Annotated in this window: 19 protein-coding genes; 11 read left to right on the plus strand and 8 right to left on the minus strand. The window is 37.5% G+C overall.

The features are described from left to right. Window positions 1-20: 20 nt before the first annotated feature. The gene (locus ACINWC743_RS18695) at window positions 21-4,562 is read left to right on the plus strand and encodes a translocation/assembly module TamB domain-containing protein (protein ID WP_009586605.1); all 4,542 of its coding nucleotides are present in this window, start codon (window positions 21-23) and stop codon (window positions 4,560-4,562) included. A gap of 182 nt (window positions 4,563-4,744) precedes the next feature. On the opposite strand, the gene ACINWC743_RS18700 is transcribed toward ACINWC743_RS18695, so the two are convergent. Continuing rightward, entirely contained in the window at window positions 4,745-5,314 is a 570-nt protein-coding gene (locus ACINWC743_RS18700; protein WP_228129118.1) for a hypothetical protein, read from the minus strand. 462 nt (window positions 5,315-5,776) lie between these two features. On the opposite strand from ACINWC743_RS18700, the gene ACINWC743_RS18705 reads away from it, so the two are divergent. Further along, complete coding sequence (locus ACINWC743_RS18705) at window positions 5,777-7,633, plus strand: M48 family metalloprotease (protein WP_009586600.1); 1,857 nt, start codon at window positions 5,777-5,779, stop codon at window positions 7,631-7,633. A 107-nt stretch (window positions 7,634-7,740) separates the two neighbouring features. On the opposite strand, the gene ACINWC743_RS18710 is transcribed toward ACINWC743_RS18705, so the two are convergent. Continuing rightward, entirely contained in the window at window positions 7,741-9,369 is a 1,629-nt protein-coding gene (locus ACINWC743_RS18710) for a long-chain-fatty-acid--CoA ligase (RefSeq protein ID WP_009586601.1), read from the minus strand. Between the two features lie 681 nt (window positions 9,370-10,050). Between ACINWC743_RS18710 and ACINWC743_RS18715 the strand changes: the two genes are divergently transcribed. The 5 genes from ACINWC743_RS18715 to ACINWC743_RS18735 all read left to right on the plus strand — a co-directional run bounded on the left by ACINWC743_RS18715 (window position 10,051) and on the right by ACINWC743_RS18735 (window position 14,130). Continuing rightward, window positions 10,051-10,263 (plus strand): hypothetical protein, encoded by a 213-nt coding sequence (locus tag ACINWC743_RS18715; RefSeq protein WP_004831094.1) that lies wholly within the window; start codon window positions 10,051-10,053, stop codon window positions 10,261-10,263. 125 nt (window positions 10,264-10,388) lie between these two features. Continuing rightward, window positions 10,389-11,105 (plus strand): hypothetical protein, encoded by a 717-nt coding sequence (locus tag ACINWC743_RS18720; protein ID WP_009586572.1) that lies wholly within the window; start codon window positions 10,389-10,391, stop codon window positions 11,103-11,105. A 48-nt stretch (window positions 11,106-11,153) separates the two neighbouring features. Beyond that, the gene (locus ACINWC743_RS18725) at window positions 11,154-12,122 is read left to right on the plus strand and encodes a 2-hydroxyacid dehydrogenase (RefSeq protein WP_009586587.1); all 969 of its coding nucleotides are present in this window, start codon (window positions 11,154-11,156) and stop codon (window positions 12,120-12,122) included. 96 nt (window positions 12,123-12,218) lie between these two features. After that, window positions 12,219-13,661 (plus strand): M48 family metalloprotease, encoded by a 1,443-nt coding sequence (locus ACINWC743_RS18730; RefSeq protein WP_009586575.1) that lies wholly within the window; start codon window positions 12,219-12,221, stop codon window positions 13,659-13,661. Between the two features lie 109 nt (window positions 13,662-13,770). Continuing rightward, window positions 13,771-14,130: a hypothetical protein gene (locus ACINWC743_RS18735; RefSeq protein WP_009586582.1), complete on the plus strand. Its 360-nt coding sequence runs from the start codon at window positions 13,771-13,773 to the stop codon at window positions 14,128-14,130. Window positions 14,131-14,836: 706 nt separating this feature from the next. Here ACINWC743_RS18735 and ACINWC743_RS18740 read toward each other — a convergent pair. Further along, the gene (locus tag ACINWC743_RS18740; protein ID WP_009586561.1) at window positions 14,837-15,283 is read right to left on the minus strand and encodes a GatB/YqeY domain-containing protein; all 447 of its coding nucleotides are present in this window, start codon (window positions 15,281-15,283) and stop codon (window positions 14,837-14,839) included. A 39-nt stretch (window positions 15,284-15,322) separates the two neighbouring features. Further along, window positions 15,323-15,538 carry a 30S ribosomal protein S21 gene (rpsU, locus tag ACINWC743_RS18745; RefSeq protein ID WP_001136722.1) on the minus strand — a complete coding sequence of 72 codons (216 nt, stop codon included), beginning with the start codon at window positions 15,536-15,538 and terminating at the stop codon, window positions 15,323-15,325. A gap of 145 nt (window positions 15,539-15,683) precedes the next feature. On the opposite strand from rpsU, the gene tsaD reads away from it, so the two are divergent. Beyond that, on the plus strand, window positions 15,684-16,709 hold the full coding sequence (gene tsaD / locus ACINWC743_RS18750; protein ID WP_009586551.1) for a tRNA (adenosine(37)-N6)-threonylcarbamoyltransferase complex transferase subunit TsaD: 1,026 nt from the start codon (window positions 15,684-15,686) through the stop codon (window positions 16,707-16,709). A 571-nt stretch (window positions 16,710-17,280) separates the two neighbouring features. On the opposite strand, the gene ACINWC743_RS18755 is transcribed toward tsaD, so the two are convergent. From ACINWC743_RS18755 to ACINWC743_RS18770, 4 genes are all read right to left on the minus strand, one after another. Beyond that, window positions 17,281-18,381 (minus strand): DUF6670 family protein, encoded by a 1,101-nt coding sequence (locus tag ACINWC743_RS18755; protein ID WP_009586569.1) that lies wholly within the window; start codon window positions 18,379-18,381, stop codon window positions 17,281-17,283. Between the two features lie 333 nt (window positions 18,382-18,714). Then, entirely contained in the window at window positions 18,715-19,254 is a 540-nt protein-coding gene (locus ACINWC743_RS18760) for a hypothetical protein (RefSeq protein WP_005029394.1), read from the minus strand. A 118-nt stretch (window positions 19,255-19,372) separates the two neighbouring features. Next, entirely contained in the window at window positions 19,373-20,431 is a 1,059-nt protein-coding gene (locus tag ACINWC743_RS18765; RefSeq protein WP_009586593.1) for an asparaginase, read from the minus strand. Between the two features lie 303 nt (window positions 20,432-20,734). Next, window positions 20,735-21,970: a pyridoxal phosphate-dependent aminotransferase gene (locus ACINWC743_RS18770; RefSeq protein ID WP_004831081.1), complete on the minus strand. Its 1,236-nt coding sequence runs from the start codon at window positions 21,968-21,970 to the stop codon at window positions 20,735-20,737. A gap of 151 nt (window positions 21,971-22,121) precedes the next feature. On the opposite strand from ACINWC743_RS18770, the gene msrB reads away from it, so the two are divergent. Genes msrB through ACINWC743_RS18785 form a run of 3 tightly spaced genes read left to right on the plus strand, consistent with a single transcriptional unit; the run spans window position 22,122 to window position 23,901 of the window. Next, window positions 22,122-22,541 carry a peptide-methionine (R)-S-oxide reductase MsrB gene (msrB, locus tag ACINWC743_RS18775; RefSeq protein ID WP_004831080.1) on the plus strand — a complete coding sequence of 140 codons (420 nt, stop codon included), beginning with the start codon at window positions 22,122-22,124 and terminating at the stop codon, window positions 22,539-22,541. Continuing rightward, on the plus strand, window positions 22,538-23,020 hold the full coding sequence (locus ACINWC743_RS18780; RefSeq protein WP_004831079.1) for a glutathione peroxidase: 483 nt from the start codon (window positions 22,538-22,540) through the stop codon (window positions 23,018-23,020). Before msrB ends, ACINWC743_RS18780 begins: the two co-directional genes overlap by 4 nt. Window positions 23,021-23,052: 32 nt before the next feature. After that, window positions 23,053-23,901 carry an AraC family transcriptional regulator gene (locus ACINWC743_RS18785; protein ID WP_193786311.1) on the plus strand — a complete coding sequence of 283 codons (849 nt, stop codon included), beginning with the start codon at window positions 23,053-23,055 and terminating at the stop codon, window positions 23,899-23,901. The last annotated feature ends 70 nt before the right edge of the window (window positions 23,902-23,971 follow it).

Raw genomic sequence — 23,971 nt, forward strand, 5'->3', positions numbered from 1 at the left:
AGAGAATTACTGGAAATATTATGGCTGATGAAGAACATCAAGATGTTCAAAATGAACAGCAAAATGATCAACCCAAGCAAGAAATGACCCCGAAGAAGCGTAATTTATTACGTAATATTCTGATGTCTTTACTTTTGGTCATTATTTTATTAATTGCTGCTTTGGCTGTAATGTTCAGTACTGATAAAGGCAGTAAGTTTTTATTAGATCGCGTTGCTGCAAGTCAAAAAATCATTACTTATCAATATGAAAGTGGAAATTTGCTGCAAGGAATCATTCTTAAAAATGTCTTGGTTACCTTGACTGCCGTGGATGTTAAAATTGATCGTGCAGATATTTCTTTGGGATGGCGCGCAATTTTAGAAAAAGAAATTCATCTGAGTCATGCGGATGTCAATAATTTAAGAATTATCAGCAAAAGTCCGCCAAGTGATGAACCTTTTAAATTCAGTGAAATCAAATTGCCATTTGTTTTGCGTTTAGACAAAGCAGATGTGGATCATATGCAATTTCAGACCAGTTCTTCAAAAGTAGATATCAATGATATTCATTTGGAAAATGCATTGTGGTCAGGGACTGCTCTGAAGTTTGAAAATTCAAAAATGGACATGGGCTATTTGTCGGTCAAAGATGCCACAGGAAACATGGATTTTAAGCAAGGGGATTACCCACTCAATGCCAAAGCTATTCTTCGTCTACCTTCGTTAAAAAGTTTAAATGTTGAAGATATTTACGTCCATGCCCGTGGTTCATTAGCCACTATTAAAGCCGGTGTTGCGACTAAAACCCCAGATTTGTTGACGGGGTGGGCAGTTATTCATCCAATGCAACATGATGTACCTATGAATGGTGCTTTGATATTTAAAGATTATCATTGGCCATTGATGCTAGACCAAGAACTTTTATCTAAAAATGGTTTAGCTAAATTTCAAGGGGATGTAAAAGGTCTAAATCTCGAACTCAACACAGATATTAGTGGTAAAAATATTCCACAAGGTCAATATACGGCTTTGGCACATACTGATTTGGTCAATCAGCTCAATATCAATAACTTAAATGGTCAGCTCATGGGGGGGGCGGTCAACCTTACTGGTTTAGTCGGCTGGCATGATGTTGTACATTGGGATATACAAGGGCGTTTAGATCGACTCAATCCAAAAGATAAAGTGATATCTCAGGCGATTCAGGATTTTCTGCCAGTTTCATTGGATGCAAAAATTGCTTCAGTTGGTGAGTTAAAGCAAGGTATGCATTTAACAGCCAATTTGGACTTTGATAAATACGAATCGTGGAAAGTTAAACTTGATCAAGCAGAACAAAAGGGTAAAAAACCTGAACCGATGTTGCTGGGTGTAAATTGGAGTAACATCGATCGCGCTGTGCCTTATGTAGGTTGGTTGAGTAGTGAACAGGGACAAGTCAATGTTGCACTTGTAGAGGGGCAACAGAATATTCATGTTGCAACTGTAGTACGTCAGCATGAAAAAGGCAGTTTGCCAGCAGGTAAATATAATGCTCAGGTCGACCTAAAAGGCAATGATTTACATATTCCAGCCTTTGAATATATGGCAACAAAAGGCAGCTTGTCTGGAAATGCTGTGGTTGAATTACCGACTGAAAAACGTCAATTGAAGTGGAATGCATTGTTGAATGCAAAAGATTTTAATCCACAGAGCGTGGTTGCAACTGCACCAGTGGATTTGTTAAATGGGCAAATCAAAGCCAATGGCTATGCGAAACCAAACCAACAGTTGATTAATTTGGATGCGATTAACTTAACGGGACGTATTGCTGATCAGGCTAAAGCTGAAACCATTCAATTGACGGGTAAAAGCACAGCTGCAATTATTTTCAATGATGCTAAAGCTGGAGGCGCCTTTAAAGGTTTTGCTGTGAATTATGATGGTGCTTTAAATGCAGCGCAAATGAAGCAAGGCAGTGGTTTACTCAAAATTCGTGTTGCAGGAACACCTGAGCTGATCAAAATTTCTGAACTTCAACATGATGGTGTTGCAGGAAAAATTTTAGCCAATGGTTTGGTGCATATCAGCAATGGTATTGGTTGGGACATCAATGCTTCTTTAGTTCGTTTTAAACCACAATACTTTGTCTCGTCAGTGCGTGGAGAAGTTTCAGGCAATGTCAAAACACAAGGTAATTGGTCAGATCGTTTAAAGAAAATTAATATTCAACAATTGAATATTGCAGGGATGATTAACAACAAACCGCTGCGAGGGCGTGGTAATTTAGCAGTCGTGTTGAACTCTGACCTTAAGGGTTTGATGCCTCAACAGTTTGAAGCAAATAATCTCTTTTTGTCTTATGCAAGCAATCAGGTTCAAGCATCAGGTAATGCACAGAATTTAAGATTAAAATTAAATGCCCCTGCATTATATGAGCTTTACCCAGGGTTGCGTGGTACAGCACATGGTTATTTAAACTTACAGGCACAGCCTCGCTTAAGTGCGACAGCCAATCTCGCGGTGGATGATTTTAGACTCAATGACAGTTTAAGCATCAAGAAGTTAAGCTTAAAAGGTGAGTTACCGACTTCAGAAACTGTGCCTTCTAAAATGGTTGCGCAAATGGAAACCTTGCGTAGTGGCAACCGTGAGATTCAACACGCAGGTATTACACTTTCAGGAACACGCAAAGCTCATCTACTACAATTACAAGCATGGAACTATTATTCAAAGTTCTATGTGCAATTTGCGGGTGGGTTTAATGCCCAAAATGATTGGCTGGGTCAAGTGCAAAAAGGCGAATTTGACTCTGTGCGTGCACATTTATTGCAACAACAACATGCACCTATTATTTTCAGTTCAGCTAAATCAGAACTGTATGTCGGACAACATTGTTGGTTAAGTCAACAAAGCCAATTATGTTTTGACCAGCCAGTTCGTGCGAGTCAGAAGCATGGTAATGTTTCATTTGTCACTAAAAATTTAGACTTAAATGACTTCGCTGCATTTATGCCAGAAGGTTTAGCGCTTACAGGTAAGCTAAATGGTTATGCAAAAGCATCATGGGCGCAAGGGCAACAGCCTAAATTGGATGCCAAATTGGTGACACGCAATGGGCAAATTGGTATTGCAGCAGAAGATCCAAATGATCCGTCAACATCCATGAATTATGATGAAGCAAGTATTATTGCGAAAAGTATCAAAGATGGTTTGTTATTGCGTACTGATTTGAAAGCGCCGAATGTGGGAACGGGATATGCAAGCGTTGTAATCAACCCTTATGTCGATGCTAAACCGATGCGTGGAGAGGTTGCTTTTAATGAAGTTCAACTGAAAATATTAAAACCATTTATTGCGGATGTGCGTAAATTAGATGGAACTTTGTCATTGGCAGGTAAGATCAATGGAACGCTGACAAAGCCGTTATTTGATGGCGAAATGCGTTTGAAAAATGGTGAAATCAGTATGATTTCACTGCCAGTAAACTTAAACAATATTCAGCTTTATACTTCAATTCGCCAAGATGTTGCCACAATCAATGGAGCTTTCAACAGTGGTCGTGGTGTAGGTAAAATTAGTGGAAGTGTCGACTGGAAAAATGATCCACATGTACAAATGCGTTTGACAGGTGATAAATTATTGATTCGCCAAGCACCTTTAATCACTGCAATTGTTGATACGGATATGGAGCTTGATGCATTACCATTAAGTAAGAAGTTAACGGTGAAAGGCAAGGTTGATGTCCCTCAGGCACTTATTTCAATGCCTGAATCAAGTGCGACAGTGGTCAATGTTTCACCAGATGTACGTATTGTGAAAGAAGGACAAAATCAGCTTGCTTTACTTAAGGCTGCACAGCCATGGTCGATTCGTGCAGATGTTTCAGTAAACTTGGGTAATAAGGTTATTTTCCAAGGTTTTAACAGTCGTATTCCTTTAGTCGGACGTTTATATCTTTCACAACGTGGTTTGGAAACAGCAATGCGTGCCAATGGTGCGATTGGCGTCAGTCAAAAAGTGACTGTGGAAGCTTATGGTCAACGTTTGGATCTAAACCGAGCGATTGCACGTTTTAACGGACCTTTGTCAAATCCGACATTAGATGTGGATACCAATAAGAGTATTTCGGGAAGTACAGTCGGATTACGTGTGACTGGAACAGCTTCGAGTCCAAATATTCAGGTTTATAACGATGCAGGATTATCAGACCAAGAAGCCATGAATGCGTTGATTACAGGTCGTATCAATGAAGGTTCAAGCGGATTAAGCAATGCTGAAGGATTTAAGTCTGATGTGAACAATACCATTGCCGCAGCAGGGATCAGTTTAGGCTTAGGCGGGACGCGCGCGTTTACCAATCAGATTGGGCGAACATTTGGTCTAAGTGGTTTATCTTTTGATGCGCAAGGGACAGGTGATGATACTCAAGTGAGTTTAACGGGCTATATTACACCTGACTTATATATTCGTTATGGTGTTGGTGTATTTACCCCAGTCAATAAATTGACTTTACGTTATCAAATGAATAAACGTTTGTACTTAGAAGCAAGTCAGTCTTTGGAAAAAGCCATCGACTTGTTCTACCACTGGCGTTTCTAATTTAATCGTAGCTGTTGTTTTAAAAGGACTCGGATTTTTTAGAAATTTAATCTGATAACTTTAAAAGCCCAAATATCCGATATTTGGGCTTTTTCTTGGAATAAATTGATCAACTGTGTCAAAGCGATGATTATTTTATGTATTTTTACTATGGATTGAGGAGGATAAGCCGATGCTGGTTTTTATGGAGTAGGTTTGGCTGTCTCTCGTGCAATACCTTCTTTTCTTGTAGCCGCTGTTTTGTAGGCACAAGCCCTTAGTCTGTATAATGCAATTGTACATTGATTACTTAGACTAAACGGATAAGTGTGGAATTTGCTTGTATTTAGCTCATCGGCAAGTCGATTATAATGCAAAGCGATTTGATTTAGTTCACCAGTAGTAACTAACGTACCTTGTTTGTTGTTGCTGTATCTTTCCTCCCATGGGCGTGCAATTGCCAACGCAATAGATTGCTCAGTATTATTTCCTTTTTCATCAAAACATCGGATTGCGCTGCTCGCATGACGAAAATTTCTTATCGCGTCTTGTTCATCCTGACAGTCAACTTGCGAGGTCCATTGATTACTTCCATGCTGTATTTTTGAAAGTTGAACATTGGCTGCTTTTTCTGATTGTGCATTTGTATATTGAGTCATAACGAGTGTGGAGACGGCTATAAAGATACTTTTTCTGATTATCATTTTACCCACCTCTTTTTTTTGTCCTTTAATTATACAGTATTCTGATGAGTTGTTTGGCTTATCTGTCATTGCAGTTTTTATTCTCTATTTTAACAGTGGAAATGATAAAAAATAACATTAGCAGCTTTGTTGTGGATGGCTAAAAGTTTATGTTTAAAATGTGTAGGTGATATGAGTCCTGATGCAAGATTTCATATTTTTCCGATCATGTCTAGGTTTACATAAACTCCTTGATGTGAATTGGGTTTATAGGATTCAAAATAATGATGATATTTCAAAATAACAAACTACAATCATGCCAATCTAACATTTGTATAAATAGAGCCTATAGGGGAGATTAAAGTCTAGAGAAATGAAGTATCTCAATCGTGTTGAGGTTTGAGTGTTGAAATTTTTTACTTATACTTGCCATTACAAGAGCAAGTAAGTATTAGAATTTAATGTCTGAGTTTTCGATTAAATCAATTGAAACAAAATTGGGTCATTGATATAAAAGAATCTAATCATGAAAAGAATATATGGACAATAACAATGTACAGCCAAGAAACGGTTGCTCGGCTTGAGCAAGAATTACGAGAAAATCCCAAAACGTATCACCGTAAAGTAAAAATACTGGCATGGCTGGGAAATTTATATATAGCATTTGGTGTCGTGGTTTTGGTGATTTTATTGATTTTAGCCTGTCTATCTATTTTGGTTTTAAAGGCTTTTGCCATTAAGATCATTATTCCAGTTGCGATATTTCTATATGTCATTGTTAAATCACTTTGGATTAGTGTAGAAAAACCTCAAGGGATCGCTATTCAAGAAAAAGATGCGCCTGAGTTATTTAAAATCATTAATAATTTAAGTCTAAAATTAAATTCACCTTCATTTCATCATGTGCTCATTACAGATGATTTTAATGCTGCCGTCGTTCAAACACCTCGACTTGGGATTTTTGGATGGTATGAAAATTATTTGATTATTGGTTTACCATTAATGCAATCTTTATCGGTGCAGCAATTAACTTCAGTACTCGCACATGAGTTTGGGCATTTGTCTAAAAATCATGCTAAAACAGCGAATTGGATTTATCGCCAAAGGATTCGTTGGGCTCAGCTTTATCAACTTGTAGAGCAAAATGCCAGTCGAATAGATATTATTTTTAGACCCTTCTTTAAAAAGTTTGTGCCATATTTTGCTTCTTTTTCTTTCCCTGTTGCACGGGCAAATGAATATGAAGCTGATAAAATTTCCGTAGAATTGACATCTGCTGAAACTGTGGCACAGACCTTAACTACGGTAAATGTAGTAGGATGTTATTTAAGCGAGGAATTTTGGCCAACCATCTTTAAGCATGCCGAAAATATGCCCAAACCCACAATTTCTCCATACCTTGGATACGTTAATCAGTTGAGTGAATTTTCTGAACCACATAAAACCAAGAAATGGTTGGATCAGTCTTTAAAATTACAAACCAATTTGGAGGATACTCATCCATCCTTAATGGATCGTTTAGAATCAATTGGGCAAACAGCACAGTTGGTATTTGCTGAAAAAGGGCATACAGCCGATTTACTTTTAGGTGACCAACTGTCAAAAATCACCACCACTTTTGATCATCAATGGCAAAATAACGTTTTGGATGTTTGGCAACAACACCATCAGCATATTCAACAACAAAAAGAATATTTAAAACAATTGAATGAAAAGTTAGAGCAAGGTGAAGCACTCTCTACGGATGAAAAATTTGCACAAGTAGAACTTACTGATACAGTTTTGCATCAACCAGATATTGCATTTGATTTGATGAAAAAACTATATGAGGAAGATCTAGAAAATGCTTTGGCTAATTATATCTATGGTCGTCTTTTGTTGGAGCGCAAAGATCAAAATGGTTGTGCTATTTTAGAAAGATCAGCTCAATTGAATGAGTTTTATCAAGTAACAGTTTATGAAATGCTTTACCAATTTTATCAAGAGCAAGGCATAGCTGCTGAAGCTGAAAAGTATCAACAACTTATGTCAGATCGTATCGCACTTGAACAGTTGGCAATGCGCGAACGAGAAGAGGTGAATTTCAGAGATCATTTCATGCCTCATGGATTGACCCAAGAAGCATTAGAAGATTTATTACAACAACTTAGAAAGTATACGGGTATTCAACAGGTTTGGTTGGTACAAAAGCAGGTGCAACATCTTAAACATATACCTTGCTATATTTTAGGTTTTAGTCTGCAGAAAGGCTTCGGCAAAGTGGATATTGAGGCAATCATACAAACCACAAAAACATTACATGAAAATGTGATCTTTCCTGGTGAGACATTTCTACTTTGTTTTGATATTGATGAAAATCAAAAGATAAAAAAGAACATTAAACAAGTACAATCCGCTCAAATCATTTAACTTTATTGATCTAAAAAGTTTTCAAAATTTCGATAAAAATAAACAGCCCATCTAATGATGGGCTGCTTTAAGTTGAGTTAATGCTTTAAATCGGCATGATGTTTTAGTTAATCTGTTAATAACACATCGCCATATTGTTCACGTAAATCACGTTTCAACATTTTACCCGTGCCAGTTAATGGAATAGATTCTACGAATACCACTTTGTCTGGGATTTGCCATTTGGCGATTTTATCTGAGTAATAATCAAGCAAATCTTGCTCTGAGATTTGTGCACCTTGATGTTTGATCGCAATCACTACTGGACGCTCATCCCATTTTGGGTGATTGGCAGCAATTACCGCAGCCATCGCAATCTCAGGATGGTTCATGGCAATATTTTCAAGTTCAACCGAAGAAATCCATTCACCTCCAGATTTGATTAAGTCTTTGGCGCGGTCACTCAAGATGAGATAGCCATCCTCATTAATTGTCGCAATATCTCCTGTGTCGAACCAGCCATCTGCACTCAATGCATTTTCGGATTTTCCATAATAAGATTCAATGATCCAATGTCCCTTCACTTGCAAGTTGCCCGTCGTATGCCCATCACGAGCAACTTCATGAGTACCATTTTCCTCATTGGTAATCCGTAAATCTACACCGAAAGGTGGGCGACCTTGAGACAAGCGGATTTTAAATTGCTCTTCAGCACTTAGATTTTGGTGTTTGGCTTTGAGCTGATTGCCAGTGCCAAGAGGGCTCATTTCTGTCATCCCCCAAGCATGAATTGTTTCACACTGATAATTATCTCTAAAAGCTTTCATCATGGCAGGAGGACATGCTGAACCGCCTACGACATTTCGTTTAAGGCTTTCCAGTGTGCTTCCTGATTGTTTTGCAGCAGCAAGTAAACCTTGCCAAATGGTAGGCACACCCAATGCAATGCTCACTTTATAATCATCTATCATCTGGACCAAACTTGCACCATCTAAACCAGGACCCGGCAAAATCAAGGTACAACCGACCATTGCTGCTGCATACGGTGTTCCCCAAGCATTGACATGGAACATCGGTACGACAGGTAACATAATGTCTTTGGCTGATAAATTCAAAGAATCAGGTAGCGAGATTGCATAAGTATGCAAAATCGTTGAACGATGGCTATACAACGCACCTTTAGGATTACCTGTCGTACCAGAGGTATAGCATAATGAACTTGCAGTATTTTCCTCCAAGCTTGGCCATTCATAATCTCCCGCATTTTCTGCGATGAGTACATCATAAAATTTAGCATCAGGAAGCGCATCTACTACATCTTGATCAAAAGCACCAAGATAAACAAAGTGTTCAACATTTGGCGTGTGTGCTTTAACAGCTATTATAAGGGGAAGAAAGGTTTTATCAAATAACACCACTTTATCTTGGGCATCATTGATAATAAAAATCAGTTGCTCAGGAAAAAGTCGAGGGTTGATGGTATGGCAGACTAATCCGCTGCCTGAAATTGCGTACCATGATTCTAGATGGCGATGATTGTTCCATGCAATTGTCGCCACTCGATCTCCTGAATGAAGCCCAAGATTTTTAAGTGCATTGGCAAATCGTTTTGCGTTTTCAGTGACATGGGTCCAATCTGTTTTTGTGATTGTGCCATCGGTATTTTTAGAAATTATTGCGGTATCACCATGATAACGTGTAGCATGCTCGATCAAGCTGCTGATTAACAATGGTTGTTGCATCATACGTCCTTGCATGAAAAATTCCTTTATAGTCTTGTTGATCGGCTTAAATTTTGATTTTCTCAAAAGCTTTCTAAATTAAAAGTAAAGACAAATAGAAGAAGCTATGATTTCATCCTATATAAAAGTCAGATTAAATCAAGCTTAAAAATCATCTTTTTTTAAACTATTTTTTATTTTTTAAAGCAATATAAAACAATGATTTAGATAAATTATCATGATTTGAAAATTTAAACAGAAAAATAATGGTCTTCGACTAAAGGCGAATAAAAAATTATTACGCATAGACTTTTAAATATGATAAACATATCACATGTCTTTCTAAGACAGTGATGTTTCAGGATGAAACTTTAAATGATGTGAGATTTCTAAAAGGAGTTTGATGATGTTGCAAAAAATCAGAAAATTATTGTGTATCCACAGTTTTGAATATGAAATTGGTCATAATATTGTGGTTAAAGAGTGTCGTAAATGCGGTGCTCATCATTAGTTTTCTTTAAACTTTAGCAAAATATCACCATATGATGATTTTATGGAATCAGTATGGTGATATTAAAAAATAAGTGTAACGATAGTACCAACAATTCATACATTTTCTTGTCATGTGCAAAGAAGCGCTGTCTCTGATTTCCTCCATTGATTATATTTATGTTATATGCGTTACAATAGGATCAACTCCCTAATTTCAATTTGATTATGTCTAAAGATTTCTTGGCTGAAAGCTATATTGTTGATGAGCATCTTGCAGATACCTTATATTGGCTTTGTCAGCATCAAGATTGTTATGATGCTTTTCAATTTGATGTTGTTACTCAGGAGCTAAAAGTTCATCACGCCAATGGCACTGACATCATCCGTCAAGGGATGTACCTGACAGCAAAATACGGCATTCTCGTCACTTCACTGTAGTGGATGGATGTGATTGAGTGTTTTAGCTGGACGTGTAGTGTTTCTGTTCTTGAAGTCTAATTTATCCGCTATTTTGTGTCGATTGTTGCGACAAAAAAATCAAACATCGCTAGAATATAGCCTGTATGGAAATTATTGAATCTGTAATGAATGTGATTGTATCAGAACATCAACGTAGCATTTTGGCTACGATGGGAGTAGACCTGTGGATTAATAAGGTCGATGTACAAACACGCCATTATCAAAGTGCTTTATATCGAGATATTGAACAATCACATCCTGTAATACATCAACCGTTTGAGCCTAAAAATTTATCTACGCAAATCGATGCTGAGCGCACTCAAAAGCCATCGAATATAACAGCTGAAAAGACTCAAGTTGCCGAAGTCACATTACTTGAACGTAATCCAGAAACACAGCTGACTGAAGAAGTTTCAACATCACAACATATTCAGCAACATACCCATTTTGGGACAGAATCCGCACTAGAGTTGTCTGCATTTGAAATTCAAGCCTATGCGATTGAACATTGCCTATTATTGGTTGAAACAACTGACTTGAATGCTGAACAATTGACTTTATGGAGCAATATTCAACGTGCAGTCAACGGACATACTCATGAATTGAAATGGCCGTTTCCCTTGCCACAGTATCAAGATGGTCGAGGAGCAAACCTTTATATTCAAGGTTTTATTGATGCATTGAGCGTAGAACGTAAGGTAATTAGTCTTGGGCAAATCACTCATCTTGGGCAACAGGATATTTTGGAGTTGCCGAGTTTAGATGAAATGCTGAAAGAACCACTGCTAAAGCGTAGATTGTGGCAAATGATGCAAAAATAAATATCGAAAACTTATTGAATGATCGTGTTGGAAGGGAGTTTGATCTAAATGAAACAAAAAGTTGTTGTTTTTAGCCAAATCGATTCAGAAATTCTGTCACGTTTAAATCATCAATTTAAGGTGGTGGTTTTAGATCCGAAACAAGGTGATATTAATCAACAGATTCGTACTGCGGTGGTTGATGCTGATGCAATGATTGGTGCAGGTCGTCTACTGAACGAAACAAATTTAGCAACGGCACAGCAGTTAAAAATTATATCTTCTGTCAGTGTCGGTTATGATAATTATGATCTTGCCTACTTAAATCAAAAGAAAATATGGCTGGCAAATACCCCTCATGTACTGACAGAAACAACCGCAGATTTAGCTTTCACATTATTAATGAGCGCAGCACGAAAGGTCCCAAGTTTAGACCACTGGACCAAGCAAGGTGAATGGAAACGTACCATCAGTCCAGCTCAATTTGGTCAAGACATTTTTGGTAAGACTCTAGGGATCATTGGCTTAGGTCATATTGGTGCCGCCATTGCCCGTCGAGGTTTTTACGGTTTTAATATGAATATTTTATATCATAACCGCCGTGAGAAAATAGAAGTCGCTCAGCAGTTCAATGCACAGTACAAAAGTCTTGAAGATTTACTTGAGCAATCTGATTTTGTAGTGACTGCAGTGGATTTAAATCAGCAATCTCAAGCGCTAATCGGTGCAGCTGAACTAAAACTTATGCAGAAGCATGCGATATTTATCAATATTTCTCGGGGATCTGTGGTTGATGAACAAGCACTGATCGACGCTTTGACCAATCAACAGATTTTTGCTGCAGGATTGGATGTTTATCAAAAAGAACCTTTGGCTGAATCACCACTATTTCAGCTCGAAAATGTGGTGACATTGCCACATATTGGTTCAGCAACTGCAGAAACCCGTAAAAAAATGGCGGAATTGGCTTATCAAAATTTGATTGATGCGTTAGCAGGTCATATGCCAAGATATTTGGTGAATCAACACTTTAATTAAGATGTAAAGTAAAGTTAAAACAATATAACACTTCATTGCAAATTTGTTCTAAATTCAATGTTATATTGAAAACACAAAGATTATTGAGCCGATCTATTGAACAAGACCTTACTCAGCTTATGTTTATGTTTGAGCATTTCAATCAGCTCAGCAGCGACATTTACCCAGCATCAAAATGGGGGACAATTTGATGTTCCTGAAATTGGTGGTGGGGTAGGGTTTATTGATCAACAAAAAGAAAAAACCATTGGTGAAAAAGTCTATCGTCAAGTTCAACAGCAGATGCCTGTACTCCATGACCCATGGTTAGAAGACCAGTTTATGATGGTTTTCTCCAGAATCCTAAGCCAGACCCAACTTGGACAACCTGTCGGCTTGGTGCTCATCAAGGATTCACAAATTAATGCTTTTGCTGTTCCAGGTGGTTTATTTGCGCTCAATACAGGGATGGTCACAGCATCAAACAATATCGATGAAGTTGCCAGTGTGATGGGGCATGAAATCGCACATGTTACCCAGCGTCATTACAGTCGCTCGCAAGAAGCATTTAAAGGGCAAGGCTTATTGGCACTCGCAGGTATTATTGTCGGTGCTGCATTGGCTTCCAAGGCAGATGGTGATGTTGGCGGTGCTGTGATGATGGGTACACAAGCTGCTCTCATGGACAAACAACTGAGTTATAGCCGTAACCAAGAGCGCGAAGCTGATCGTATCGGTATGCAATTTATGTATGGTGCGGGTTATGATCCAGAAAGTATGGCTGACTTCTTTGAAATTATGCATCGAGCAACCAGTCAGCTTAGTTTTTTACCTGATTTTTGGCTTACGCACCCGCTAACAACAGAGCGGATGAGTGAGGCGAGGTTAAGAGCAAATCAATTTCCAAAAGTTACCACACATAGCTCACAGCAAGAATTTGATATCATCAAATGGTATACTTTGGTGGTTTCAGGGCAAGCCAATGATCGTCAGTTAATGGCTTTTGCGCGAAAAAATAATTTTCCCGGTTTGTTGGCATTAAGTGAGTTTTATTTACTCCAAGGAGATTATGACAATGCTCAATCTCAGCTTAATTTAGCTAAACAAATCAATCCAGATCATACTTTGGTGAGCCTAATTCAAACCAATATTTTTTTGGGTAGAAACAAAATCGATGATGCTTACCAAACCATTATCACAAAACAGCGCATTACGCCTGAAAATCGGGCATTAAGCTATAAATTGGCTGAAGTGTATTTAAGACAAAATAAGCCGAAAGAAGCTGAACAATTGGTTAATCGATTTGTCAGTAAAAACAATAAAGATATTATTGGTTGGCAATTGTTGCAACAGGCTGCGAATTTAGACAAACAAAATCCGATGCGTACTGTAAATGTTCTAAGAAATAGAGCGGAAGCTCAGTATTGGACAGGTGATGAAGAAAATGCCATTAAATCACTTTTACATGCCAAGCGTCTTGCTAAAGAAAATAATGCAATGAGCGCGCGAATCGAAACAAGGCTTAAAGTAATGCAAGACGAACGAAAAATGAAAATTTAATCGTATTCTTTGTTTTAAATAAACAGATTAAAGAAAATTTACTTTCTATTCTGCTATGAACAGGTTAATCTTAAAAGACTGAGAATGTATAATAAAGTATTTGATTCACATGAAGAAAATTCTAATTTTTTTAAGCATTTTACTATTTACACATAGTTTATTTGCTGCGGTGCCAGAACAATATGTTCGTGAAGTAGAGCGTATTTCTGCTCAATATAATGCTGATATGAAGTTTTTTTTGCGTAGTTTAGACCCTAAATTGACTCAATTTAATGAACAACAAAAAGCACAATTTTGTTCAATTGTTCAGAAATATGTGAATGATATGTATAAAACAACTGATGAAAGTCGCCAGTATTTACCTTTGTCAGTTCAGTCGATGACTAAGCAAAATGTGATTGATAAAGTAATGTCTTCTCCTGAAATGCAGTTACTTCATAAATATAATATTCAATGTGATTTGAAATAGTCTTTGCCTTGATCAGAGGGTATCTAGGGAACATTGAGTTATGGATATGATACAATTTAAAATTGAAAATAATCAAACATGCTCTAAAAATTATTCAACCCTCTGATGCACATGGTTTATTTTCTACAATACAAGATACGCTAACTGTGTTGAGGAGTTTCTTGAAAACCTTGCATAGGCATTGGATGAACCAAATTTGTAGGTGTTAATGGCTTTTGTCAATCACGTTTGATCGCATTGTAAAACCAAGAAAACTTTGTATTTAATTATTTGTTTAAATACTTCAAATGGGTTTTCAGGTGTTATGGATAATCACAATATTGATGGGCAGCTCAATACTGTATCGATTAGTTTTTGGGGGAAATGCAAAATTCAAGCAAAAAGGCGATATAACTTAAGCATCAAAGTTATTTATCTATACCTTATTTTCTAAATGGAACTTTGTTGTTTTAAACGCTGATGTTGAAAATGTACTGGCACGAAAGTTGTCTGAAAAGGACGGTTTTTTAATGAAAATCTTGAATATCAATCTGTAAAGATTCAGTTGATGGTAGTTTGAGAGACATTTGTCATTATCAGATTAAATGTAGAATTGAAATGCTTTTTGATATGATTGTTTGGACTATTTAACGGTGTATTATTTCATTGCAAAATAAATGGATTAAATAGACCAAATCAAACAGAAATGTAGATTAATGACTGGGGCTTAGCCAAGTTTTGCTTTAATTTTGGCAGAAACTTGTGCAGGATCGGCACGTCCGGCTATGATCGGACGTAGAGAATTCATCACCTTACCCATATCTTTCATGCTAGTTGCACCTTGCGCTTCGATTGTTTGCGCAATGAGAGAATCAAGCTCGTCCTCTGACATAGCTTCAGGTAGAAATTGAGATAAAACTTCAATTTCGGCTTGTTCTTTACTAGCTAAATCTTCACGGCCTGCGCCTTCAAAGGCTTTGACCGATTCTTTACGTTGTTTGATTTGCTTTTCAATGACCGCAAGAACTTGATTATCGTCAAGCTCTATGCGCTCATCGACTTCGATTTGCTTGATTGCTGCCTGTAGACCACGTATTACCGTTAACTTATCGATTTCTTTAGCACGCATTGTTGCTTTCAAAACATCAGTTATTTGGTTTTTTAAAGTCGTCATTATGTTGTCCAGGTTGAGTCAATCAATCACAAATTAATCTTAGTAAAGGCGAGTTGTACGTACTGATTCACGCGCCAATTTCTTTTGGTAGCGTTTAACAGCAGCAGCTTTTTTACGTTTACGTTCTTGAGTTGGTTTCTCGTAGAATTCACGTTTACGAACGTCAGCTAAAACACCCGCTTTTTCGCATGAACGTTTGAAACGACGAATAGCTACGTCAACTGGTTCGCCTTCTTTCAATTTAACTTGTGGCATGAAGAATCCTCATTAAGTTATGGATAAGATCAGGGTCGAATTACCCTAGATCACAAGTGAAGGTCAGTATTTTACTCATTTACATCTCATATCACAAGTCTATAATAGCTTTGGCAATATTTTGAAATAGGTAAAAGGCAATTTAATGATCGTTCTTGGCTTAGAAACTTCGTGTGATGAAACAGGTTTGGCACTTTATGACAGTGAAGTCGGCTTAAGAGGACAAGTGCTATATAGTCAAATTAAATTGCATGCAGAGTATGGTGGTGTGGTTCCAGAGTTAGCCTCACGAGATCATGTAAGAAAGCTAATTCCTTTGATTAATCAATTGCTTGAGCAGAGTGGTGTTAACAAGTCTGAAATTGATGCAGTAGCATATACACGTGGACCAGGCTTAATGGGTGCATTGATGACAGGCGCTTTGTTTGGTCGAACTTTGGCTTTTGCTTTAAATAAACCAGCGATTGGTGTGCATCATATGGAAGGACATATGTTGGCACCATTATTATCAGAAACTCCTCCAAAATTTCCATTTGTTGCTTTATTGGTCTCAGGTGGACACACCCAATTGATGGCTGCGCATGGAATAGGTCAGTATGAAATTCTAGGTGAGTCGATTGACGACGCTGCAGGTGAGGCATTTGATAAAGTTGCGAAAATGTTGAAATTACCTTATCCCGGCGGACCAAATATTTCAAAATTAGCTGAACAAGGCAGTAAAGAAGTATTTGAATTTCCGCGTCCTATGTTGCATCAAGGCTTGGATTTTTCATTTAGTGGTTTAAAAACTGCGGTTTCAGTACAACTGAAAAAACTTGAAACTGAACATGCCAATACTGAAAACTATCATGCTGACATTGCAGCTTCATTCCAAGAAGCTTTGGTGGATACTTTAGTAAAGAAATCAGTAAAAGCACTAAAACAAACGGGTCTAAAAAGTTTAGTGATCGCAGGTGGAGTAAGTGCAAATAAACGATTAAGAGAACGTTTAGAGTTAGACTTAGCTAAAATTAAAGCAACAGTTTATTATGCTGAACCTGCTTTATGTACCGATAATGGTGCAATGATTGCATTTGCTGGTTATCAGCGTCTAAAAGCGGGGCAGCAGGATGGATTAGCTGTGACCACAACGCCGCGGTGGCCAATGACAGAATTAACACAACCTGCTTAATTAAATTGAATGATTTGATCTAATGAAAAGAGGCAGAAGCCTCTTTTTTATGGTGACAATATTGCTGTTGTTTTGAGCATTGAGACTTAATATATAACATGAGTTCGATGCAATTAAATATTCAACTCATTGAAAAATAATAAATCTATGCAGATATTTGCTGGATTTTCATCCAATTTAAGGATGAGGAGCGGAGCTCCGTAAGCGCAACCATCAATAGCGTTTCATTTCTCTTGATCAATAAAATGAAAGCGATCAATAGATTGTTTGATGATCTAAAGCTTGCACTGCCACGCTTTACTTCTAAAGTTTAAATTCTTTTGCGTAGGCGATGCCTCACTTTTCAGAGATGAAAAGTGACAAAAATCTTTCGTTGAGCGAAGGGTACATCCTTTACCCCCGCTCAACATGGCGACATCCATGTCGCCTCACGATAGCAACAACATCAATGATTCAAAAAGTACAAAATAAATGAAGCATCTAAATCACTTATATGAATAATCAGGCAGTTTGACTGTATCATCTTTCATCAAGGATTTTTATCGAACTCAGGTTATATAAAGTTAATAGATCAATCATTAAAACTGTTTTGGTCGACCATATCAACATATTCAATATAGCCACGTCCTTCAACCGCAGTTTCTAAATATTGCCCTGCAAAATTATAGGCACTGGCATAACCACGACCATGCCCATAGCGATAAGGGCTATCAATTTCAGCGGTAATATCTAATATAAGTTCATGGGTATCATTATGAACTGTCCAACTAAATAAACGTGGTAAACGCATTTTATGTCCGTCTGGTGCAACATAATCATCAACATCATGTGCGATTACTTTGAATTCTACTTGTGTATAGACTTCCGCAGGACGATTAGTATGTCGTATATGTAAGGTGTACGCAGCAGGTTTTCCAAGCACATCAACTTTGGTCAACAATAATTGCGTTGCACTATCCAAATTAATGATTTGGTAGGTAAAGAATGTTAAAGGAATTTTATTGTGCTCCTCAAGTAATGCCTTTGAAAGGTTATAGGGACCAACTGCACGTGCATATTCATACGTACATAAGCCTTCGGCAAGCGTATATTCACCTTGATATTCTAATTTTCCTTTAAAGTGGCTTAACAGACTAAAATGATCATAAATCGGTGATTTTACAAACCATGATGCATGATCGGAAACATTTAAATCAAATTCAAAATCTAATCCACAATAATGTCCTTTCAAATGAATGTAAGGCAATTGACCAGAAATTGAGACTTCTTCACCTAACGTTATCAGATGATCTGAATCCGAAATATGTGTTTCTTGTGGAATCATATAGGCTTTGAGTAAATGATCTTCTAAGGCTGCGGTACTGGAAAAGAATGTAGCAGATTGTCGAGGATCTCCGTGGGTAATTGTGTCATGATCAAAAGCCAAGACACCTGGAGTACCAATAAAAATCATAATATTTAAGTAGCGATGTGGCTCAGGCAATAGCGGAAAGAAAATTCCATAATGCGTCCACGAATAAAATTTATCATCCACTCGTGGGTGAATGATGTCTGCAGCTGAAAATGGCAAAGTTGAATATTTAACAGCTTGATCAAGCAAAGCTTGTCCTAAAAGTAAACTCCTTCCAGAAAACTTGCTCAAAAATGAAAATTTAGGGAGTATTTTGTTCATTGTATTTCACTAAAATTCTGTCATTTTTTATCCTAGGAGGAATAACATAGGCTCAGAATTGGAGTTTAGGACAAGTTCTATGCTTTACAGGACATCACGGATTTATTTTGTCTGACAATTTAAAATGACAACAAAAGCAAAAAAGAACAAAGACAATATAAAAAGTTGATAAAAACCAAATTAATCAAAACTAACGCTTAATTAGGAACATATAATGTGGAGCGATTGAGTCAAAAAAGCCAAGAACTTGTAATAGAAATACTTGATCTTGGCGAATTGTATGAATTGGACAAAGCAACGTATAGCGCGTGTTAAATTACTCAGCAGAGCGGATTAATCTGGATAAGGAATCCATGTCTTTTTTTTATCATCATATTGATATTGAACTTTGTCGGTATAGGTAGAATCAAAAGATGTAAATGAGCGTTCTTTTTTGATGCTAAAACAGTTTCGAATATTACTATAGGTTTCATGCGTACCAGGATGATCACCATCAAACTGCGAGCCCATCAAACATAATTTTGGATCATTTAAGGAAAATGTATAGGATGGTTTCTTTTTAACATTGCCTTGGTTATCTTCCCAACCCGTAAATTGATAATTGAGTGGGTAGGCAATACCAGTTTGGGTATCTAATGCAATCATTTCTAATGAGTCAGAAGTTCCAGTATTTAATAGGATATATTTTTTATCAAAATTAGCCTTCATGTTTTTAAGTGCTGTTTTATATTTTGCGATATTGGCTTTAGCGCAATAATCGCCATTAAAATAATCACTATCACACTCAGATACTTTTTTAAAAGGGACATTGGCAGAAGCGCTAGAAAGGCAACAACCTGAAAGTATGAGAAGTGTTATCAGCTGTATTTTCATTATTTGCACCAAAATGATGTTGTGGTTTTTGCTCAATATTTATTTTTAACGACCATCATAAAAAATGCCACATATTATCGATACAGTTCAATATGTGGCAAGTATTTACCCTAAAGCATTAATATTCCCAGAACATACGCTGGATTTCTTTAGGATCTTTGGTTTTTGTGAGTGCTAATGCCGCTAGAAGTTTGGCTTTTTGTGGGTTTAAATCATGTGCTACAACCCAACCGTATTTATCATCTGGTTGCTCAGCATTACGCAAGATAAAGCCTTGTGGAACACGTGAAGAACGAATGATTTGCACGCCTTGTTGTTGAAGTTGATTCAATGTCGGCACAATATAATTCGCAACAGAACCATTTCCTGTTCCCGCATGAATAATTGCTTTAGCGCCAGCTTTTGCATAAGCCAAATATGCGTCTGGAAGCATATTGCCAGAACCATAAACGATCTGTACAAGTGGGAGTGTATCACCTTGAATACTTTCAATATTAAATTCAGAACTATTGTTAAAACGCTTAGCAACATTTCTGAACCAATATGGCTTTCCTTCAACCAGTGTGCCTAAAGCACCCCATTGGCTTGCAAATGCATCAGTATGGATATTGATGGCTTTAGTGACATCGCGTGCTGCAAAAATATCATCATTCATCAGCACAAAGACGCCTTTTCCTTTGGCAGTGTCTGAAGCAGCCAATGCGACAGCACTATAAAGGTTCAAAGGTCCATCAGCAGAAAGTGCTGAAGGTGGACGCATAGAGCCAACCACGACAATCGGCTTATCTGTATGAACTGTGAGACTAAGAAAATAAGCTGTTTCTTCTAATGTATCTGTACCATGTGTAATGACCACACCATTCACATCAGGTTTTTTAACCAATTCATTGACTTTACGCGCAATAGTTAACAGCTCTTTGTCGGTTATACTTTCAGAAGCGACCTGCAAAGCTTGTACACCAGTCACATTGGCAAGGTTTTGGATCTGTGGAACAGCATTGAGTAAATCATCCACAGGAACCTTTGCCGCAGTATAGGTTGCACTGTTGGTCGAGCTTGCACCTGCTCCAGCGATTGTTCCACCTGTTGCAACAACAACGACATTGTTTTTTGCATAGCTACTAAAGGGCAAAATCATGCCAATTGCAAGCGCAAGCGCAGTAACCGTCTTTTTCATAAGTCTTCCTTTTCAGTCTTTGTTCTGGTCTTAAGCATTTTTTATGCCAGTTTTAAATCTATATAAATACTGGAGTGTTGCCCATACTTATTTAAAAATGCAAGTTTCTAAATAATCATTCAAATTTATAGTTACATACTCTTAAAATGAGATAAAGTCACGATCAGGATGATTTTTCAGCATTCGATGAATATATTGTGCAATATACCGTCAATAGTGTTGTTTGAGGGCATACTGAAGGTTGAGAAGTAAAAAAGGCATTCAAAAATGAATGCCTTTCGGTATGCTTGGGATCGGTGAAAATTAACGCATTTTTGCCAAGAAACGGCTTAAACGGTTCATTGCTTCACGAAGCTCATTTTCAGCTGGGAGGAAAACTACGCGGAAATGATCAGGCGTAGGCCAGTTAAAACCTGTGCCTTGTACCAATAAAACTTTTTCAGCTTTTAAGAAATCTAACATGAATTTTTCATCATCTTCGATAGGATAAATTTCTGGATCAAGTTTAGGGAAGCAGTACATTGCGCCTTCAGGTTTAACACAAGATACCCCTGGAATGTCGTTCAACATTTCCCATGCGATATTACGTTGTTCGTACAAACGACCACCTGGACGAATCAAGTCATTAATCGACTGATAACCTCCTAACGCTGTTTGAATCGCATATTGTGCTTGATGGTTGGCACACAAACGCATTGACGCAAGCATGTCTAAACCTTCAATATAATCTGCAGCACGTGATTTATCACCGGTAATCGCCATCCAACCTGAACGGTAACCTGCGATACGGTATGCTTTAGACAGACCATTGAAAGAAATACATAACTGATTACCTGCAAGTGCAGCTACAGAAACGTGTTCGATACCGTCATAGACGATTTTGTCGTAAATCTCGTCTGCAAATAAAATCAGATCATATTTTTTAGCCAGTGCAACAATCTGTTCTAAAACATGACGTGGATACACCGAGCCTGTTGGATTATTAGGGTTAATGACCACAATACCACGAGTATTTGGTGTGATTTTACTTTCCATGTCGGCAATGTCTGGGTACCAATAGTTTTGATCATCACACTTATAATGAATTGCAGTACCGCCCGAAAGATTTACCGCAGCAGTCCATAATGGATAATCAGGCATAGGAACCAGCATTTCGTCGCCATCATCCAATAAGCCTTGCATTGCCATAACAATCAGTTCAGATACGCCATTTCCGATATACACATCTTTGACATGTAAATCCAAAATTCCTTTTTGCTGGTAATACTGACAAATTGCCTTACGTGCCGGGAAAATACCTTTGGAATCTGTATAGCCGACTGCATTCGGTAAATTTAAAGCCACATCATTGATAATTTCTTGAGGGGCTTCAAAGCCAAACGGGGCGGGATTCCCAATATTGAGCTTAATAATTTTATGACCGGCTTCTTCCATCTCATTGGCCGCTCGTAACACTGGTCCACGAATGTCGTAGCAAACATGCTCTAACTTTGACGATTTTTTGATTTCGCGTGGGGTTGTGTTACCTAAAACGGACATAATCTTATCCAATTATTTTGAGTTAAAAATATAGATTACTGAAATATCACAATCTATGTTGAAATTTAGCTAGAAATTTTCCAAGCTCTAGCGTAAATATGGAAGTACTGAAGCATGACATTGAATGTCAAAGATTTAAAGGAGTTTAATGATGGGAAAACTCAATAAAACAGACCGAGAATGGCAAAGAGAGTTATCACCAGAGGAATTTAAAATTACCCGACAAAAGGGCACAGAGGCTCCTTTTACAGGTAAATATTGGAATACTAAACAGCATGGAACCTATGTTTGTCGATGCTGTGGTACAGAATTATTCACCTCTGACACAAAATATGACAGTGGTTGCGGATGGCCGAGTTTTTTTAAACCGATTAATAATAGTGTTATAGAAGAACAAGATGATCACTCTCATGGGATGGATCGTGTCGAAATTATATGCCATCATTGCGACGCACATTTGGGACATGTGTTTGAAGATGGACCACAACCGACGGGCTTACGCTATTGCGTGAATTCCGCTTCTTTAGAACTAAAATCACAAGAAAAAGGCGACGAGGAAACGTATCCATGACCAACATTTATCAGTTCGAGGCTGAGTTGTTAGAGGGTGAAAATAAATCTTTTTCAGATTACCAAGGAAAAGTTTTATTGATTGTCAATACTGCGAGTAAATGTGGTTTCACTCCACAGTTTGCAGGATTAGAAAAACTTTATGAAAAATATAAAGATCAAGGACTTGAGGTTCTAGGGTTTCCTTGCAACCAATTTGGTGGACAAGATCCGGGTACCAATGAACAAATTGGCAGCTACTGCCAGCGTAACTACGGTGTTTCATTTCCTATGTTTGCCAAAGTCAATGTCAAAGGACCAGAAGCACATGTGATTTTCCGTTATTTAACCAATAACAGTAAAGGTATTTTGGGGAATGGCATTAAATGGAATTTTACGAAATTCTTGATCAACAAAAAAGGAGAAGTGATCAACCGTTACGCGCCTACAACCAAACCTGAAGATATTGAGCAAGACATTGAAAAAGCCTTGGCTGAATAATCAAACATCTGTATCTCAGTCAAATTGCTAAGATGAAGTACTCAGATACAACTGTTGAATTTTGGAGTGATCCACAAATGCCCTATGTTGAAACACGTAGGGCATGTCAGAGTCGAATTTGTTATAAATCCCATAGTCATCCGACATTTTCAATTGGTGCTGTGGATTGTGGTATCAGTCGATTTAGCAGTTACTTTGCTCAGGATCAACAAATACAAGCAGGTAGCTTGGTCATTATTCCTGCAGAAATTGAGCACTCCTGTAACCCACTGGAAAATGAGGTTTGGAGTTATCAAATGATGCATTTGGATGCACATTGGGTTGTTCAACTCTTTTCAGAATTGGTTGAGGATATTGAGCAACTTTATCCTCAGCATGTTCCGGTATTAAAACCTCAGATTATCCATCATTCAGATGCCTATCAGTCGTTCACTCAACTCAATGAGGTATTGTTTGATTCATCTTCATCCATTTCATTCAAGCAACAAAAGTTAGTTGAAGTCTTGTCTGAAATTTTACTGTCACATTTTGAGTTGGATCTTTTAAAGCAATCCGATTATTTTCAAAAGTATTTGAGTAGAATGATTGCTTTAATTGAACGAAGTCAGCACATTCTTTCTTTGGATGAATTAAGTCAAGCTGTGGGAATTAGCCGTTATGCGATTATTCGCTTATTTAAAAATAATTTTGGTCTTACACCACATGCTTACCAACTTAATCAGAAAATAAATACTGCCAGACATCTTTTAAAGTCGGGTCAAACAATCGTTCAGACTGCACATGCCTTGGGCTTTAACGATCAAAGCCATTTTCACCATGTCTTTAAATCCCATACAGGTATAACACCTAAACAGTTTCAGACCCAATTTTTGAGTGCATAATTGCGCAATTTTTTACAAGATTAGCGGGTCCAAAAATATCTAAGCTGATTTAAATATTTTTTGGAATCGG

The organism is Acinetobacter sp. WC-743, from assembly GCF_000335555.1.
In the GTDB taxonomy this organism is placed as follows: Bacteria; Pseudomonadota; Gammaproteobacteria; order Pseudomonadales; family Moraxellaceae; genus Acinetobacter; species Acinetobacter bereziniae.